General features: G+C 56.5%; 13 protein-coding genes and 1 tRNA gene. 9 read left to right on the top strand and 5 right to left on the bottom strand.

The features are described 5' to 3' along the window. Positions 1-47: 47 nt before the first annotated feature. Positions 48-2501, top strand: coding sequence for an acyl-CoA dehydrogenase FadE (gene fadE, locus BMF08_RS09890; RefSeq protein WP_072567430.1), 2454 nt, complete (start codon positions 48-50; stop codon positions 2499-2501). Between the two features lie 108 nt (positions 2502-2609). Continuing rightward, positions 2610-3380 (top strand): amidohydrolase, encoded by a 771-nt coding sequence (locus BMF08_RS09885; RefSeq protein ID WP_072567429.1) that lies wholly within the window; start codon positions 2610-2612, stop codon positions 3378-3380. 100 nt (positions 3381-3480) lie between these two features. On the opposite strand, the gene BMF08_RS09880 is transcribed toward BMF08_RS09885, so the two are convergent. Beyond that, positions 3481-3557 (bottom strand) — tRNA-Asp (locus BMF08_RS09880). Positions 3558-3685: 128 nt separating this feature from the next. Beyond that, positions 3686-4417, bottom strand: coding sequence for a DNA polymerase III subunit epsilon (gene dnaQ, locus BMF08_RS09875; protein WP_099458778.1), 732 nt, complete (start codon positions 4415-4417; stop codon positions 3686-3688). Between the two features lie 65 nt (positions 4418-4482). Here dnaQ and rnhA point away from each other — a divergent pair, with 65 nt between their 5' ends. Next, positions 4483-4950: a ribonuclease HI gene (rnhA, locus tag BMF08_RS09870; protein WP_072567427.1), complete on the top strand. Its 468-nt coding sequence runs from the start codon at positions 4483-4485 to the stop codon at positions 4948-4950. Here the strand turns inward: rnhA and BMF08_RS09865 are convergent, their stop codons facing one another. Continuing rightward, complete coding sequence (locus tag BMF08_RS09865) at positions 4951-5667, bottom strand: class I SAM-dependent methyltransferase (RefSeq protein WP_072567426.1); 717 nt, start codon at positions 5665-5667, stop codon at positions 4951-4953. A gap of 32 nt (positions 5668-5699) precedes the next feature. On the opposite strand from BMF08_RS09865, the gene gloB reads away from it, so the two are divergent. Together gloB and mltD are read left to right on the top strand one after the other, a co-directional pair. Continuing rightward, entirely contained in the window at positions 5700-6455 is a 756-nt protein-coding gene (gloB, locus tag BMF08_RS09860) for a hydroxyacylglutathione hydrolase (protein WP_072567425.1), read from the top strand. A 70-nt stretch (positions 6456-6525) separates the two neighbouring features. Beyond that, positions 6526-7890 (top strand): murein transglycosylase D, encoded by a 1365-nt coding sequence (mltD, locus tag BMF08_RS09855; protein WP_072567424.1) that lies wholly within the window; start codon positions 6526-6528, stop codon positions 7888-7890. A 50-nt stretch (positions 7891-7940) separates the two neighbouring features. Here mltD and BMF08_RS09850 read toward each other — a convergent pair whose 3' ends face one another. Together BMF08_RS09850 and BMF08_RS09845 are read right to left on the bottom strand one after the other, a co-directional pair. Beyond that, positions 7941-8711, bottom strand: coding sequence for a class I SAM-dependent methyltransferase (locus tag BMF08_RS09850; RefSeq protein WP_072567423.1), 771 nt, complete (start codon positions 8709-8711; stop codon positions 7941-7943). 77 nt (positions 8712-8788) lie between these two features. Further along, on the bottom strand, positions 8789-9589 hold the full coding sequence (locus BMF08_RS09845) for an endonuclease/exonuclease/phosphatase family protein (protein WP_072569399.1): 801 nt from the start codon (positions 9587-9589) through the stop codon (positions 8789-8791). Positions 9590-9795: 206 nt separating this feature from the next. Between BMF08_RS09845 and yafC the strand changes: the two genes are divergently transcribed. The 4 genes from yafC (at position 9796) to BMF08_RS09825 (ending at position 18798) form a co-directional block, all read left to right on the top strand. Next, positions 9796-10680 (top strand): DNA-binding transcriptional regulator YafC, encoded by an 885-nt coding sequence (yafC, locus tag BMF08_RS09840; RefSeq protein ID WP_072567422.1) that lies wholly within the window; start codon positions 9796-9798, stop codon positions 10678-10680. Between the two features lie 299 nt (positions 10681-10979). Beyond that, a complete protein-coding gene (locus tag BMF08_RS09835; protein WP_083580890.1) occupies positions 10980-13685 on the top strand; it encodes an AMP-binding protein in 2706 nt (901 codons plus the stop codon). Positions 13686-13711: 26 nt separating this feature from the next. Then, positions 13712-14545 (top strand): metal-dependent hydrolase, encoded by an 834-nt coding sequence (locus tag BMF08_RS09830; RefSeq protein ID WP_072567421.1) that lies wholly within the window; start codon positions 13712-13714, stop codon positions 14543-14545. Between the two features lie 47 nt (positions 14546-14592). Beyond that, the gene (locus tag BMF08_RS09825; protein ID WP_083580887.1) at positions 14593-18798 is read left to right on the top strand and encodes an AMP-binding protein; all 4206 of its coding nucleotides are present in this window, start codon (positions 14593-14595) and stop codon (positions 18796-18798) included. Positions 18799-18858: the final 60 nt, after the last annotated feature.

Raw genomic sequence — 18858 nt, 5'->3', positions numbered from 1 at the left:
AACATCACAAGTGGTCAGACCTCCTACAAGACAGGGAGCAATTTTCTATGATGATTTTGAGTATCCTCGCAACCGTGGCGCTGCTCGGCGTGCTGTTTTATCACCGTGTCAGTCTGGTATTAAGTAGCGTTATTCTGCTGGCGTGGACCGCCTTGCTGGGCCTGACGGGGTTATGGTCCATCTGGGTGCTGTTGCCGCTGGCGATCATACTGGTGCCGTTCAATGTGCCATCCATGCGCAAGTCCATGATGTCGGCACCGGCCTTCCGCAGCTTCCGCAAAGTGATGCCGCCGATGTCGCGCACGGAAAAAGAGGCGATTGATGCAGGTACCACCTGGTGGGAAGGCGATCTGTTCCAGGGTAATCCTGACTGGAAAAAGCTGCATAACTATCCGCAGCCTCGTCTGACCGCTGAAGAGCAGGCGTTTATTGACGGGCCGGTGGAAGAAGCCTGCCGCATGGCGAACGACTTCCAGATCACCCATGAGATGGCGGATTTGCCGCCGGAACTGTGGGCGTTCCTGAAAGAGCACCGTTTCTTTGCGATGATCATCAAAAAAGAGTACGGCGGCCTGGAATTCTCCGCCTATGCGCAGTCCCGCGTGCTGCAAAAACTGTCCGGCGTTTCCGGTATTCTGGCGATCACCGTCGGCGTGCCTAACTCATTAGGTCCGGGGGAGTTGTTGCAGCACTACGGTACCGATGAGCAAAAAAATCACTATTTGCCGCGCCTGGCGCGCGGGCAGGAGATCCCCTGCTTTGCCCTGACCAGCCCGGAAGCGGGTTCAGATGCGGGCGCGATCCCGGATACCGGTATCGTCTGTATGGGTGACTGGCAGGGGGAGCAGGTGCTCGGTATGCGCCTGACCTGGAACAAACGCTACATTACCCTCGCCCCTATCGCCACCGTACTGGGTCTGGCGTTTAAACTCTCGGATCCGGAAAAACTGCTCGGCGGTGAAGTGGATCTGGGCATTACCTGTGCGTTAATCCCCACCAACACGCCGGGCGTGGAAATTGGCCGCCGTCACTTCCCGCTGAACGTGCCGTTCCAGAACGGCCCGACCCGCGGCGACGATATTTTCGTGCCTATTGATTACATTATCGGCGGTCCGAAAATGGCCGGTCAGGGCTGGCGTATGCTGGTGGAATGTCTGTCGGTGGGTCGCGGTATCACGCTGCCGTCCAACTCTACCGGTGGTCTGAAATCGGTGGCGATGGGCATCGGCGCTTATGCCCATATCCGTCGCCAGTTCAAAGTAGCGATCGGCAAAATGGAAGGTATTGAAGAGCCGCTGGCACGTATTGGCGGTAACGCCTATGTGATGGACGCGGCAGCATCGCTCATCACCTACGGCATTATGCTCGGTGAAAAACCGGCCGTGCTGTCAGCCATTGTGAAATACCACTGTACCCATCGCGGTCAGCAGTCAATCATTGACGCCATGGATATCGCAGGCGGTAAAGGCATTATGCTGGGCGAAGGCAACTTCCTGGCGCGCGCCTATCAGGGCTCCCCTATCGCCATTACCGTGGAAGGGGCGAATATCCTGACCCGTACGATGATGATTTTCGGTCAGGGCGCGATCCGCTGCCATCCGTATGTGCTGGATGAGATGAACGCCGCGCAGAAAAATGATTTGAATGCCTTTGATAAACTGCTGTTCAAACATATCGGGCACGTCGGCAGCAACATGGTGCGCAGCTTCTGGCTCGGCCTGACGCGCGGCCTGACCAGCCGTTCGCCGGCCCATGATGCGACAAAACGTTATTATCAGCACCTTAATCGCCTGAGCGCTAACCTCGCCCTGCTGTCCGATATTTCCATGGCGGTGCTGGGTGGCAGTCTGAAACGCCGCGAACGTATCTCCGCGCGTCTGGGCGATGTATTAAGCCAGGTGTTCCTCGCCTCTGCGACCCTGAAACGTTATGACGATGAAGGGCGTCACGAAGCGGATCTGCCGCTGGTGCACTGGGGCGTGCAGGATGCGATTTATAAAGCTGAACAGGCGATTGACGATCTGCTGGCTAACTTCCCGAACCGCGCGGTCGCCGGATTAATGAGAGCCGTGATCTTCCCGACTGGCCGCCACTACCTTGCTCCGTCGGACAAACTGGATCATAAAGTGGCGAAGATCCTGCAAACGCCGAGCGCCACCCGGTCGCGTATTGGTCGCGGTCAGTATCTGACGCCGAGCGAGTACAACCCGATTGGTCTGCTGGAAGAGGCGCTGCTGGACGTGATGGCCGCGGACCCTGTCCACCAGCGCATCTGTAAGGAAGCGGGCCGTAATCTGCCGTTTACCCGTCTGGATGAACTGGCGCGTGATGCGCTGGCGAAAGGCATCATTACCGCTGAAGAAGCCGCGATCCTGACAAAAGCCGAAGAGAGCCGCTTACGCAGCATCAACGTCGATGACTTTGAGCCGGAAGCGCTGGCGACACAGCCGGTAAAGCAGTCATCACCGCCGGAGAATATCCGTAAAATCGAAGCCGCCTGACGTTAAAGCGCACTGTCAAACCCCGCCCCGTGCGGGGTTTTTTATTGCCAACACATTCTCTGAACGCCGTGCTACAGTGTGAAAATACGGATCTTCGGGAGACACAATGTGCCTGGTTTGAAAATTACGTTACTGCAACAACCGCTGGTCTGGATGGATGGTCCGGCCAATCTGCGTCATTTTGACAGACAACTGGAAACCCTCACCGGGCGCGATGTGATCGTCCTGCCGGAGATGTTCACCACCGGCTTTGCGATGGAAGCCGCGCAGCAATCGCTGCCGCAGGATGAGGTGGTCACCTGGATGCATGACAAGGCCCGGCAGACCAATGCGCTGGTGGCGGGGAGCGCGGCGCTGCAAAGCGAGCGTGGGCCGGTAAACCGCTTTTTGCTGGTGGAGCCGGACGGTACGCTGCATCATTATGACAAACGCCACCTGTTCCGTATGGCCGACGAGCATCATCATTATGAAGCCGGAAATGAGCGTGTGGTGTTTGAGTGGCGCGGCTGGCGCATTCTGCCGCTGGTGTGTTACGACCTGCGTTTCCCGGTATGGTCGCGCAATCGCAACGATTATGATCTGGCACTGTATGTCGCCAACTGGCCTGCGCCGCGTTCGCTGCACTGGCAGTCGTTGCTGGTGGCGCGCGCGATTGAGAACCTGGCGTACGTGGTGGGCTGTAACCGCGTCGGCACTGACGGCAACGGGCATCATTATCGGGGCGACAGCCGTATTGTCAGTCCGCAGGGTGAGATCTTAGCGACCGCTGAGCCGCATATGGCGACACGCATCGAGGCGGAACTGTCCCTGACGGCGCTGAAGGAGTACCGCGAGAAGTTCCCCGCCTGGCAGGATGCGGATCCTTTTACGCTGGAGTAAATCCGTGCTGCCCTCTTTCTGTCATGAGAGGGCAAAATACAACGATGGTTTCAGAAACGACAAAGCCCTGAATCATTGCTGATTCAGGGCTTTTGAATAGTGGCGGAACGGACGGGACTCGAACCCGCGACCCCCTGCGTGACAGGCAGGTATTCTAACCGACTGAACTACCGCTCCACTGTTCCCGTGGGAACGAGGCGAATATTACGGTTTACCATGCAGGGCGTCAACGCTTTTTCTTCAGTTTTGAATCAGTTGCTGCAAAAATCGCCCACATGCTGATTTTTAGCGCTTTTCGACGGATATCAGGCGCGCCACAGACAGCTTCCGCCTTTCTTTTGCACCAGATCGAGCCGCTTTTCATGCTCCATCACTTCTTCATCACTGGCAAAAACCACGCGCAGATTGCTCGCCTGGCGGATAACGCGCTGAATCCCGGTTTCATCCTGCTGTTGCTGATTATCCCCTTCCATGGAAAACGCCATGCTGGTTTGCCCGCCGGTCATCAGCAGGAAAACGTCGGCGAGGATTTGGGAGTCGAGTAACGCCCCGTGCAGCGTACGTTTGCTGTTGTCTATTTCATAACGCGAGCAGAGCGCATCCAGGCTGTTTCGCTTACCGGGAAACATTTTACGCGCCAGCGCCAGGCTGTCGGTGATCTTGCAGAAGGTTTCCGTTTTCGGGATCCCGCGATTCAGCTTGCTGAATTCATAATCCATAAAGCCGATATCAAACGAGGCGTTATGGATCACCAGCTCCGCGCCGCGGATATAATCTAAAAACTCATCGGCAATGTCGGCAAACGTCGGTTTATCCAGCAAAAACTCGTCGGCAATACCGTGTACGCCAAAAGCTTCAGGATCCACCAGCCGATCCGGTTTCAGATAAACGTGGAAGTTATTGCCGGTCAGACGGCGGTTGATGACCTCAACCGCGCCGATCTCAATGATTTTATGCCCTTCGTAATGAACGCCAAGCTGGTTCATACCGGTGGTTTCGGTATCGAGGACGATCTGTCGTGTAATTGCAGTGCTCATGTCGGTCATTTATGTCAGACTTATCGTTTTACTTGCCGTTTTTAATTACAGGAAGTCTACCAGAGATGCTTAAACAGGTAGAAATTTTCACCGATGGATCTTGCCTCGGTAACCCGGGTCCGGGTGGTTATGGTGCAATATTACGCTATCGCGGCCATGAAAGAACCTTCAGCGAAGGCTATCGGCTGACCACCAATAACCGGATGGAGCTGATGGCCGCTATTGTCTCCCTCGAAGCGCTGAAAGAGCACTGCGAAGTGGTGCTGAGCACCGACAGCCAGTACGTCCGCCAGGGGATCACGCAGTGGATCCATAACTGGAAAAAACGCGGCTGGAAAACCGCCGAAAAAAAACCGGTAAAAAATGTCGATTTATGGAAGCGCCTGGACACCGCCCTTGGTCAGCATGAGATCCGCTGGGAGTGGGTGAAAGGCCACGCCGGACATCCGGAGAACGAACGCTGCGATGAGCTGGCGCGCGCGGCGGCCATGAATCCCACTCAGGACGACATCGGTTATCAGCCAGACGCCTGATCAGGGTTTACGAAACTGACGCGTCGCACCCACTGCCTGCCGGACGCGTTGCCGGCTCTTACTCTGTTTCATGGGATTGAGCGTCAGCGGGATGGTGCGTTTGCGGGCCACAATCAGCTGCATACAGCCAAGGGCAGGCAAATGGGTGCTCAACATTTTTCCGCCCTGCCTGCGCCAGGGTAAGACGTGAAAGCGGCTGTAGTGCAGCACTTCAAAGTTGAGCAGCGATAGCCAGTCCAGCTGGCGCATCATGGTAAACATGCGGCTGCGGTAGATTGCCGACTGTCGGCGTATCGGCACGAGTTTGCGCAGCCCAAGCAGGCTTACCGGATTAAAGCCGCTGATCACCAGCCAGCCATCATCAATCAGCACACGGTCCGCTTCCCGCAATAAGCCGTGCGGATCGCCACACCAGTTGTGGGTGTGTGCCAGTAAACAGGCGTCGATAGATTTATCGGCAAACGGCAAATGCAGCGGATCCGCCCTCACCTGTAAGGCGTCGCCCTGAGGCGCTACATTGACCTGATGCGAGATAGCGCAAGTTTCGACATTGATTTCTGCGCTGAGATTGCCAATCTTAAGCAGGTGAAATCCATAGATTTTCGCCAGCCATGGCTTGAGTTGCAGTTCCAGCGCGGCACGATAATGTTCGCCTGCGGGAAAGTCACTCCAGTGTTCGGGTGCCACAAATGTTTGAGGTATCCTTGCCGCCTTCATCACAACCTTCCGCTACGCTTTGAGAGGTAATTATGAATCTTAACAGTATTCCCGCCTTCCAGGACAACTACATCTGGGTGCTCAGCAACGACGAAGGACGCTGTCTGATTGTCGATCCGGGCGAAGCCGCGCCGGTGCTGGATGCAATTAAAGAAAACCAGTGGCAGCCCGCCGCTATTTTCCTGACGCATCATCACAATGATCATGTCGGCGGCATGAAGACGTTACTGCAACAGTATCCCGATATTCCGGTCTACGGTCCGGCGGAAACCCAGGGTAAAGGCACGACAGAAATTGTAACCGAGGGCGATAAAATCACCGTTTTGGGTATGGAGTTCGCGGTGTTTTCCACGCCAGGTCACACTTTAGGACATATCTGTTTCTTCAGTTTCCCTTATCTTTTTTCCGGCGACACGATGTTTTCTGGCGGGTGCGGCAGACTGTTCGAAGGCACGCCGGAGCAGATGTACCAGTCCTTTGTCAAAATTGCCGCCCTTCCGGACGAAACGCTCGTTTGTTGCGCACATGAATACACGTTAGCCAATATGAAGTTTGCCCGCAGCATCCTACCGCACGATTCGCTCATAAATGATTACTACAATAAAGTTAAAGACTTACGCGCAAAAAAAGAAAAGACATTACCCGTTTTTCTGAAAAATGAACGCCATATAAATTTATTTTTACGTACGCAAGACCCTGTTTTAATTGATCAAATAAATAAAGAAACAAATTTGCAACAGCCTGAGCAGCGTTTTGCCTGGTTGCGGGCAAAGAAAGATGACTTCTGACGGTTATGCTTGTCTTCTGCAAACATCGCCGTTATGATCGGTCGTCTTTTAAGCAACTATTGACACACACATGAAGGCAAAAGCGATATTACTCGCCTCTGTCCTGCTGGTGGGTTGCCAGGCTAATCAAGATGGCAACGTTCAACAGCACGCACAGAGCCTTTCTGCAGCTGGTCAAGGGGAAGCAGGAAAGTTTACGAGTCAAGCACGCTGGATGGACGATGGGACATCCTTCGCGCAGGATCAAGACTTGTGGGCTCTCATTGGCGACGAGCTAAAGATGGGAATTCCGGAGAATGGCCGGATTCGCGAACAGAAACAGAAGTATTTGAACAATAAGAGCTATCTCCACGATGTAACTTTACGGGCAGAGCCGTATATGTACTGGATAGCAGGGCAAGTTAAGAAACGTAACATGCCCATGGAACTGGTACTACTACCCATAGTGGAGAGCGCTTTTGACCCACACGCGACGTCTGGTGCCAATGCCGCAGGCATTTGGCAAATCATTCCGAGCACGGGGCGCAATTATGGTTTAAAACAGACACGCAATTACGATGCGCGTCGTGATGTAGTGGCGTCCACAACGGCCGCGCTCGACATGATGCAGCGTCTGAACCGTATGTTTGACGGCGACTGGTTATTAACAGTCGCGGCCTATAACAGCGGTGAAGGTCGTGTACTGAAGGCAATGAAAGCGAATAAAGCCCGGGGTAAACCCACGGACTTTTGGTCTCTTTCACTGCCACAGGAAACCAGGATTTACGTGCCAAAAATGCTGGCTTTGAGCGATATTCTCAAGAACAGCAAGCGTTATGGCGTTCGTCTGCCTTCTACAGATGAAAGTCGTGCGCTGGCGCGCGTCAGGTTGAACAGCCCGGTTGAGATTAACCAGCTGGCTGAAATGGCGGGAATACCCGTGAACAAGCTGAAAACCTTTAACGCAGGCGTTAAAGGCTCGACGCTCGGTTCGAGCGGCCCTCAGTATGTGATGGTGCCGCAGAAACATGCAGAACAGCTGCGTGAATCACTGGCTTCCGGCGAAATCGCTGCCGTACAGCCGACGCTGCTCGCGGATAATAAACCGCTGACCAGCCGAAGCTATAAAGTACGTTCAGGGGATACGCTTTCTGGCATTGCGTCACGTCTCGGCGTGACATCCAAAGATCTCCAGCAATGGAATAATCTGCGGGGTGCAAGCCTGAAGGTCGGCCAGAACCTGACCGTCGGTGCGGGCAGCAGCGCGCAGACCCTGGCGAACAACAGCGATAGCATTACCTATCGCGTTCGCAAAGGCGATTCGCTGTCGAGTATTGCTAAACGTCACGGCGTGAACATCAAAGATGTGATGCGCTGGAACGACAGTACCGATAACCTGAAACCTGGCGATCAGCTGACGCTGTTTGTGAAGAACAGCGCGACACCTGACTCCTGATGATGAAAAAAGGCACCGCTTCCCCGGTGCCTTTTTTATTTCTCCCGCTTTTATTGCGCTTTCTGCGCCTCGACCATAATGATGTCGCTGGTAAAGGAGCCGTCGTCCTGCAATTCGAAATAACGTTGCACCTCATGGGATGCGCTTTGCTGGTATAAGCGTATGGCCTCGCACAGCGGCTGCGGTGTACGCATGCGCGCCACCCAGGACGCAAACTCCAGCACCAGACGATCGGTGGTCAGCGTCCGGCAAATCAGTCCGGCCTCAGCGATCATCGTCAGCCATTCACCTGATGAATAATTCTGCACATGCGACGTGTCGCGCAGCGCCTCCACCGTTTGCAGCCAGATGTTCCGTACCGGATGGCCCGGCGACATCACGTCCATAATAATCAGCGTCCCGCCCGGTTTCAGTACGCGTTTCACTTCACGCAGCGCCTGGCCGACATCATGCCAGTGATGCGCGGAATAGCGGCTGATCACCAACTCAAAAGAGGCATCGGCAAAAGGCAACGCTTCTGCATAGCCCTGCTGCGTATCAATATTGTTCAGTCCTTTTTCCCGCGCCGCCTTCGCCACCACCTCCAGCATTTGTGCCGATAAATCATAAGCCGTCACCTGCGCCACAACGCCAGCGGCGGTAAAACTCGCGTGTCCCGCACCGCATCCCAGATCCAGAAGCTGCGAGCCGGCATGTTCGGCCAGCCGCGTCCGCAGCTGCTGTAAATCGCGGCCAGAGGCATGTACAGCGCTGGTTAAATAGGCGCTGGCCTGAGAGCCAAACTGTTTTTCGACGTGATCGTGATGGGATTGCGTGGTCATGGTGTCATCCTTCTGTGAGTTAAATGAAGGGCAGCTCCATGGTTGCAGGCCTGCCCAGGGGCAGACCTGACACGCCTTTATTTATCAGGTTTGCCGGGACTGAATTCGACGAGTAGCGGGTTGTGATCGGAGGCGCGGGTCACCAGCACGGAGGCTTGATCCACGTTCAGACCACGATAGAAGACAAAATCAAGCGGACGACCGAAGGCGCGACGGCGGTTGTCGTCAGTAAAGCGCACCTGGCGCATCGACATCTCTCTGGAGAAACGGTACAGCGCGTTCATACGCTGGCGGCTCCAGGCATTAAAATCTCCGGCCATGATCACCGGGCCGTTATGTTGCGCGATCTGATCGCCAATTGGCAGCAGCTGTTTACTGTAAACATCGACGCCGAGACTGAAATTCACCGCATGGACGTTCACCACCATCAGCAGCCGTGAATCCGGCAAGGGATATACCGTGACCAACGCCGATTTCGCCAGCCGCAGGATGGGTTCGCGCTCGCGCAGCGGGCAGCAATAGACCGGATGCGCGGAGGAGAGCGTCATCACGCCGGAGGGGTGTTGCGGCAGCACAAAAGCGGGAACCTGATCGGCAGCCAGATAGTTGGTGGTGGCGAATCTCACCAGTTCAGGGGTGGTTTGCGCCTCCTGCAGCAAGACCAGGTGGGCGTCTTTACCGAAGTTTTGCAGCACAGAGAGCCATTCCGCCCGCTGCTGTTTAAAGATGTTCCACACCAGCACGCGGATCTTATCGTCACTGCTTAAGGGCGCGCCAGGTGGCAGTGCCTGACCAATGCTCGCGAATGAACCTGGCGGCAAAATTCGCTCAGCAGGTTGACCGGCAATATAGCGCATAGCATAGGTATTCTTTCGCACTTTTGGTTTCAAACCTCTGTCGCTGTGAGCCGCCCCGGAAGCAGAGTAGCCTTTCTGTTATAGGGATTTTAGCGCACACTTTCAACGCTATTCGGGTAAAACATCATTAATGGGACCAGGCCCTCCGCCTGCGCCCCCGTAAAACTATGATGCATAAGTGTCAGTTATCATTAAAATAGCGTAATAATTTTGCGACAGGGGCAATAATGAAGGCGACATCGGAAGAGATGGCAATTTTTGTGGCGGTGGTGGAAAGCGGCAGCTTCAGCCGGGCAGCCGAACAATTAGGCCAGGCTAACTCCGCCGTCAGCCGGGCGGTGAAAAAGCTGGAGATGAAGCTGGGCGTCAGCCTGCTCAACCGCACCACCCGCCAGCTCAGCCTGACCGAAGAAGGCGAGCGCTATTTCCGCAGGGTACAGCTTATTTTGCAGGAGATGGCGGCGGCGGAAAATGAAGTAATGGAAGCCAGATTAATGCCCCGCGGCCTGTTGCGCATCGATGCCGCCACACCGGTGGTGCTGCATTACTTAATGCCGCTCATCAAACCCTTCCGCGAACGCTATCCGGAAATGACGCTGTCGCTGGTCTCGTCCGAAACATTCATCAACCTGATTGAGCGTAAAGTGGATGTGGCGATCCGCGTGGGTAAGCTCACCGACTCCAGCCTGCGCGCCCGCCCGCTGTTCAGCAGCTACCGCCGCATGATCGCCTCGCCGGACTATCTGGCACGCTATGGCACACCTGAAACCGTTGAGGATCTCGAGAAGCATACCTGCCTTGGTTTTACCGAGCCGGTTTCGCTGAATACCTGGCCTGTCGCCTGCCCGGATGGACAGCTTTATGAGATCACCTGCGGCATTTCATCGAACAGCGGGGAAACCCTGAAACAGCTGTGTCTCGGCGGCAACGGCATCGCCTGCCTGTCGGATTATATGATCGATAAGGAAATTGCCAGCGGCGAGCTGGTAGAAGTGTTGCCTGCGAAGCGCCTGCCGGTGGATATGCCTTTCAGCGCCGTCTATTACAGCGATCGGGCGGTAAGTACCCGCATCCGCGCCTTTATTGATTTTCTCAGCGAGCATACCCGTTAAAAAAGAGCGTATCTTATTAGCCGCCTGGCTTAGGCTTTATCCTGGTGGATATAATATTAATCGCTATTTTTTATTATATTTCGGGCATTAGGAAACTCTTTCATTTAATTGATAAAATCGTTTCACAACTCGGTCTTTAATTGCCGCAGACATTTCAATTTTCAGTCCCCCATTGACACTGTTATTCTGTTACCTATACACTTAGTTACAAGTGCAATAGGAAATTACGCACATTCCTGTCCCTCAAGGATTTTTCACAAGAAACATATTCACATCATTTATATATTACAGAGACAACAATGGACGTTGCCAATAGTTCTTCATCTTTTCTTTCGCAGGAAGCAGAAAAACTTAATATATCAGCCTGGTTAATAAATCAGACGCCGCACCCGGATAATCTTTGTTTCAGAACGCTTAACAATAACTGGACGTACCGTGATGTTAAGAAAACGGTAGATCTCATTGCGGCGAATTTGTTGATTAAACATAACTTTAAGCCCGGCAACAGAGTAGCGTTGCTTGCCCCATGCAGTATTGCCCAGACGCTGTGCTGGCTGGCGGTAGTACGGGCGGGCGGCGTCATCACCACCCTGAACCCGGCATCAAGCAAGGTGGAATTCGATAATATTATTGAACTGGCCTCCCCTGCGCTCATTATTATTGATGAAAGCCTGCGGGAAAAATATATCCCCGATGAGCACCATCCGCTATTTTCCAGAATGATTAGCATTGATTCAGAAAAGGAAAATAATGAATTTATCTCCGACTCCCTGCTCGAGGCAGTCCCTGCATCTTTTTGCTGGCCAGAAAGCCATGCCAGCGACATTGCCCTCATTGCTTTTACCTCGGGCAGTACCGGCAAACCTAAAATAACGCTTCACAGTCATGGGGATATTAAAGCCAACTGCGAAAGCTATGTTGTTAATATATTAAAACCTCAGCCTGCCGACATTATTGTCTGCACCGCGCCGCTCTCCTTTAATTATGGTTTAGGCTCGCTTATCTTTGCGCCAATGACGGTGGGCGCCAGTTCGGTATTACTTCGGGAAGTGTCGCCTAAAACGCTGCCAGAGATTATCGCGCGTTTTCAGGCAACGGTGCTGTTTACCGCGCCTACCGCCTATCGCCGTTTACTGAAAGCCGGATGGTCGACATCAACGCTGCGCAAATGCATTTCTGCGGGTGAAACCCTGTCGGAAGATCTTGCCCTCCAGTGGCGTGAAGCCACCGGGCTGGTGTTAACCGATGCGCTGGGATGCACCGAAGCGCTGCATATTTTTATCTCCACCCGCGAAGAAGACGCCCGCCCCGGCTGGACGGGCAAAGCGCTGCCGGGCTATGAAGTGGCGGTGCTGGATGAGTCAGGCCAGCATCTGCCGGCAGGTATGCCGGGGTATCTGGCAGTACGCGGTCTCATCGCGGACAGAGCGCTTGCCAAAAGCGGCCCCTTTGCAGGCTGGCTGATCACGGGCGACCGCGCCGAGCAAAACAGCGACGGGTATTTTCGTCATCTGGGGCGAATCGACAATCTTATCATTACCCGCGGCTTCACTCTCGATCCGACGGAAATCGAAAACGCCATACTGCGATCCGGCGCTGTCAAAGAGTGCATGGTAACGGGCGAGGACGACAAAGAGATCACTCAGCGCATTGTTGCCAGCCTGGTGCCTGAAGACCCCGCCACCTTTGATGTGGGCGTCCTGCGCCAGTGGCTCGCCACACAGCTCAGTTACTACAAGCTGCCGCACTGCTTTCATATCGTCACTGCGCTGCCGCGTAACGGCAACGGCAAGCTGATGCGCAAACGCCAGGCCATTGCCGCCGCCGCGCCCCTGCCGCGCCGCTTCAGCAAGCAACACTTTCTGCCTGCCGATATTCATGAACGTCATCAGTTTCTGGAACAGCACACCGGCGTGTCGCTGGCGCCGCTGTTTGATGAGTCACTCAATGCCGAAACCTTAAAAGGCAATATTGAGAACGCTATCGGCACGGCGTCCGTTCCGGTGGGCATCGCCGGGCCGTTACATGTGCAGGGCCAGTACGCCAGCGGCGGATTTTATGTACCGCTGGCCACCACGGAAGGCTCAATGGTCGCCAGCTATCACCGGGGGATGAAGCTGTTCAACGCCGACAATCCGGTAAAAACGGTGATCAGCGGCGAGAACATGCAGCGCTCGCCGGTCTTTTGCTTCGACAGCATGATCGATGCCACCGCCTTTGCCCACTGGTTGCCGTCGCAACTTCCGGCGCTACAGCAGCAGGTGAGCGAGCATTCGCGCTTTGCAAAACTGCGTTCCCTTGACGTGCAGCCGCTGGATCGCACGGTGTTTGTGCGCTTTAACTACACCACCGGCGACGCTGCCGGGCAAAACATGGTGACTATCGTGACCGAGAAGCTCTGTTTATGGCTCCTCGACCACTGCCCGTGGCCCTACCGCTATTTGCTGTCCGGGAATTTCGACACCGATAAAAAGCACTCCGCCCTCAATATGATCAGCGGCCGTGGACGCCGGGTATCTGCCGAGATCGTTGTGCCCGCGAACGAGCTTTACAAGGTGATGAAAACCACGCCGGAACAGTTTATGGAGCTGTACTGGCTGGCGACCAAAGGCGGCTGGCTGGCGGGTGCCACCAGCAACGGTTGCCACAGCGCCAACGGTATCGCCGCCCTGTTTATCGCCCTCGGACAGGACGCCGCCTGCGTGGCGGAATCCAGCAGCATGATCATGGACTGTCGCCAGACGACGGACGGCGATCTGCGAGTCGCCATCACCATCCCGTCGCTGATCGTCGGCACCGTCGGCGGCGGCGTGAACCAGCCCTATGCTCAGGCGGGTCTTGCCCTGCTGGGCTGTCAGGGCGCAGGAAAAGCCAACAAACTGGCGGAAATTGTCGCCGCCACTGTGCTGGCGGGCGAACTTTCGCTGGCCTGTGCGATGGCCAGCCACACCTGGGCGACGGCGCACCGTAAACATGGCCGCACCTCCTCCACTGCAAAGGCCTGATAACCACTACTGATTAAGGAATGACGATGAAAGGGAATTTAACTTCAGAACTTACGCTACGCCATATGGACTTTTCATTCACGCCGGATGAAGAGCATCCTTACTGGTTAAAACGCGACGCCTCGCTTGCGGCAAATCTCGACGCGCTGTCATTGATGTTTCCGGAAGCTGAACGCCTGTTTATCAACTCGGTAAAACAGACGCTGAAAGCCCATCCCGATATGGAAGAGGCGCAGGAGATTGCCCGCCGTTTTTACTATCAGGAAGCAGAGCACACGCGCTGGCACAATAAATATAATCGTTCGCTGGGCCTGCCGGAGCGCTTCGTGGAAAAAAACGAACGCCTGCTGGGTCGCTGCTTCACCTGGCTGCGCAGCCTTAAGCCGCGTAACCAGCTCGCAGTCACCTGTGCGCTGGAGCACCTGACGTCCATCGGCGGCAAACAGGTGATCGGCAATCCCCGCTGGCTTGAGGGGGCGAGCGATGAAATGAAAGCCCTGTGGTACTGGCACGCCATTGAAGAAGTGGAGCACCGCAGCGTGCCTTTCGATATTTATATGAAAACCGGCGGCAGCTATCCACACCGAATTGTCTGGTCGCTGGCGTCTTTCCTCATCTTCGCCCTGCTGCTGTTAAAACTCAGCACCGGCGCGATGAAAGCCCGCGGTGAACTTACCCTGGCGAGCATTCCCGGCACGCTGTGGAAGCTGTATGGCTGGAAGGGCCTGTACGTCACCATCATCAAAGATTTTCTGCCCTGGTTCCTGCCGGGCTTCCATCCTGAACAGACCAGAATGGACGCCGATAAGCTGGCCGCCGCCCACAAGCACATCGCGAACTGGGAGAAAGGGCAAAAGTGACAGCGCGTATAACCTTCCCTTTATACCGACAGCAAACTGAAATCGTCATGAGCCAGGCGATCCACGGGCACAGCGAACGCTTTCAGATGGTTTCAGCGGTGTCTTTCCCTGCCGGTCACGACTGGCAGCGGGTGACGGATGCGCTGACGCGCCTGTGGCATGATAAAGCGATCCTGCGTGTGCGCTTTACCCGCACCGACGAGGGTATTCGCCAGTATGTGGACGGCCTGATGCCGCAGTGGGACACCGCGCCCACTGTCTGCGACGCCCACACCATCGCCGGGATGCTGGAAGCCTGGCAATATGAACCCGCAGAGCTGTTTGACGCGCCGCTGTACGACGCCCGCCTGTTTTACTGTGGCGATCGATTGGTCGCCACCTTCCGCATTCATCATGCCATTGTCGATGGACTGTCGCTGTGCCGCCTGAAAACCATGGCGCTGGACTACAGCGCCAGCCGCAAACGCGTGGACGATGCCGGTGCGCTTCCGGAGATGCGCTGCGATTATCTGGAGCAGTGCGGGCCGCAAATCACACCGCCTGCGGTCACCCGCTACTGGCAGCAAACCCTGCCTACGTTATTGCCGTTCAGTAAACCGGCGCTGTCGTCCACTCGCATCATCCGCCGCAACTTTTTTATTCCCTGCGATCAGGCGCAGCTGGCGCGACACGCGGGCGTGCCGGAAAATCAGCTCAATACGCTTTATTACAGCGTGATGAGCTGGCTGTGGCATGTGGTCAGCGATGAAACTGACTTCCTCGCCTGGCTGCCAGTGTGTGATAAACCGGGACTGGATCCGGAAGCGCTGGGAAACTTTGTTACCCTGCTGCCGACGTTATTTTCCGTGCCGCAACCCTGCTCGTTACAGGAATGGATCGCCCGGTGCCAGAAGGTGCTGTTCCGCCTGTTCCGCAACCGGCAGATCTCCATGAGCGAGCTTAATCAGATTGCCGGCGCGCCGATCAACAGTGACGTGGTGTTCACCATTCTGCCCGCCACCTCCCGCCAGGATGAGGAAGAACTGACGGGGCTGAATGACTGGGCGGGCGGCGGTCTGCACGGTGCGTCCGTGGTGTTCTCCCTGCGCACCGATGCCCGTCGCGATGGCCTGGTGCTGCATGTGGATATGAACGCGCAATGGGCGGCGCAGCATGATGTCGATGTGCTGGTCAAACGCGCGGCGCAGGCGCTGAGCAGGCTGATCGCCGTTCCGGCACAAGAGCCGCTTCCGGCTATCGAACCGCTGCATCTGCGTCCGGCACCGCTGAAACGACTCAACCCAACCCGCCAGCAGCAGCCCATGCTTAACGCCATGGCGCGCAATCCTGCCGTACTGACCTACAACTGGGGGGAAAGCTACAGCATCAACGCGCCGCTGGATGCCGGACGTATGGCGCAGGCGGTGCGTGACGTCACGCGTCACTTCACCGCACTGCGCACCGTTTATCAGCAGCAGGGCCGTGACATCACGCTGTGGCACGACGAGATGTGCGGGATCCCTCACCAGTTTATCGATTTACGCAACAGCGATGCGGATGTGCAGGCGGAGATCGCCCGTCTGAATAAGCAGCCCTGGTCGCCGCTGGCGCCGCTGGCGGGCTCGTGGCTGTTCCAGCTGGCGGAGCAGCAGTTTGTCTGGTTCTTCCGCTGCCACCATCTGATTTACGATCACCACGCCGCGCGGGTGATGTTTACGGCGGTGTCCCGCCGCTATCACGCGCCCGATGCCGTTCTGCCGGAGTGTCATTATCCGCAGCTGCCCGGGGCGTTCAGCGCGTCTCAGGCACTGATGCCACAGCCGCCTGCGCCGCTGAGCTTCCATGGCATTGCCGCCGCGCACTGCCGTAGCGGGCATAACCTGCTGGTGCAGGAGAAAATCAGCGGTGACGCGCTGCGCCATTTCCGGCAACTGACGCAGGCCCTTTCGCCCGCACGCCCACACCAGGCGCAGGCAAACCTGCTGCTGGCCGCGTTTGCCGCCACCTTTGCCGATGTTTGCCAGCAATCCACGCTGGATATCGGCATTTTTACCCATAACCGCAAAGCGGCACGCTGGCGCGAGACTTTCGGCCTGATGATGGAGCCGCGCACGCTGTCGCTCAACATAGATACCCGCGCGAGCCTGCAACAGCTGGCAGACGATATTGCCCTGGAAATCCGCAGCGCCGACGCGCCGACCGCCCGGGGAGCCAGCCTGCACTTCAACTATGTGCCGGAGGAAACCCTGCAATTTGGCGATCTCCCCGTCAGCGTAGAGTGGATCTACGAAGCGGAAGACGATGACGTGCCGGTGTCGCTGATGGTGAATGCGTCGGATAACGATATTGAACTGAATTTCATCGGCAACGGGACGCTGTTCAGCGCGCCACAGCTGCAACGTATCGCGCAAAGCTGCGTGCATTATCTGCGTCAGGCAGGCGAGCGGCTGGCACTGGAAAAGGTAAGGCGCAGCCTTCCCGCGCTTGCGCTTCAGCCGGAGCAGGATCTGCCCGTGGCCCCTCACGTGCTGAGCCTCATCCGCCAGCATGCCGCTGATGACCCCTGGCGTATCGCGCTGGAAACCCCGACGCTGACGCTCACCTATGGCGAACTGTGGCAGGCGGTCTATCTCTGCGCCCAGGATCTGACCACCTACGGGCTTAAGACCGGAGATCGGGTGGCGCTCTGTCTGTCGACACGCCACCATGCCATCATCGCTATGCTGGCCTGCCTGTCGCTGGGCGTCTGCTACATTCCGCTGGCCTGTGAAGATCTGCGCAGCGGTCGGCTTGACGCCGCTCTGACGCGTTGCGGCTGCCGGATGATCATTGGCGATACCTCCGAACCCGCAGGCAAGCTGCTGTATCGTAAACACCGCCTGCGTCTGGACAGCGCCGGGTTACCGCTCTGGCAGCCCGACCTGACGGCGCTGGACGAGGTGGATGCGTATATTATTTTCACCTCCGGCTCCACCGGCGAACCGAAAGGCGTCTGTGTACAAAGCTCTGCGCTGGCGACCTTTATCGCCAGCGCCATTCCGCTCTATACCCTTGATCGCAACAGCCGCATGCTGCAATTCAACATGCTGACCTTCGACGCCAGCGTGGAAGAAGTGTACGGCACGCTGTGCGCGGGCGGCACGCTGCTGACAAGCGATGACCGGGAAGTACGCCGTGACTTTGCCGTCTTCCTTGATCTGCTGATGGGCTGGCAGCCGACGCACATTTCGCTGCCGACGCCGTTCTGGTCGCTACTGACGCCCTGGATGCAGGAGAGACAGGCGCGCTTCCCGGCCAGCCTGGCGTTTCTCATTACCGGCGGCGATGAGATGCGCTACGAAACGCTGCAACACTGGTTCGCGCTGCCGCGCACGCCTGCGCTATTCAACACCTACGGCCCGACCGAAGCCACCTGTATCGTCAGCGCCGGGCAGGTCGAGGCGCAAAAAATGGAGGCGTACCGCAAAACCGGCGTGCCCATCGGCCAGCCCCTGCCCCATTGCGCCTTTATGGTGGCGGATGAAAATGGCCTGCCTGTACCGGCGGGATGTCTGGGCGAGCTGATTGTCGCAGGGCGTCACGTCGCACGCGGCTACTGCGATCGCCCGTTCATCGCGCCAGGGGAGGGCCTGTTGCCGCCGCAACGCTACGCCACCGGCGATCTGGTGCGCTGGTCGCCGGAAGAGGGGCTGACCTTCTTCGGCCGTAAAGACGGTCAGGTGAAGATTTCCGGCTACCGGGTTAACCCGCTGGAAATTGACGGCGCGCTGATGACGCATCCGCAGGTGGTGTACTGCACCACGCTTGCCAGCGAGGGGGCGCTAAAACAGTTGCACAGCGTGGTGGTCGCCCCCGGCTGCGATGTCGCCACCCTGCGCCAGCACTGTCAGCGCCATCTGCCGGAGTGGCTGGTGCCGCAGCATATCCATCTGGTGGATGAACTGCCACGCAATGCCGCTAACGGGAAATTTGACCGCCGGGCGCTATTGACGCTCATCAGCCAGACCACCAGCGATTCTGAAAAACCTGCCGCGCACCCGCAGGCGTTTTCCGTGTTCCAGAAGTACATCGGCCAGGATCTGCCTTATGAAGCGAACTTCCTCGATTACGGGGCGACGTCGCTGGTGATCGTGCAGATCCTCTATGAACTGCGCAGCGATTATGGTCTGACGTTAGAGCTGGAGGATATGTACCGCCGCCCCAACGCGAAACAGCTCCTGGAAGAACAGAGGCCGCTGAAACCGGCTGTGGCAAGCCCGCTTATCAAAGCGTAAATGCACTACGGCGGCGCAGCGGGGAAGGACGCGCCGCCGCTAAACATAACGACATCAGGG

The organism is Enterobacter sp. SA187, assembly GCF_001888805.2.
Lineage (GTDB): Bacteria > Pseudomonadota > Gammaproteobacteria > Enterobacterales > Enterobacteriaceae > Enterobacter_D.
Note: the sequence above shows the minus strand (reverse complement) of the source record. Positions and strands in the feature narration are given on the sequence as shown.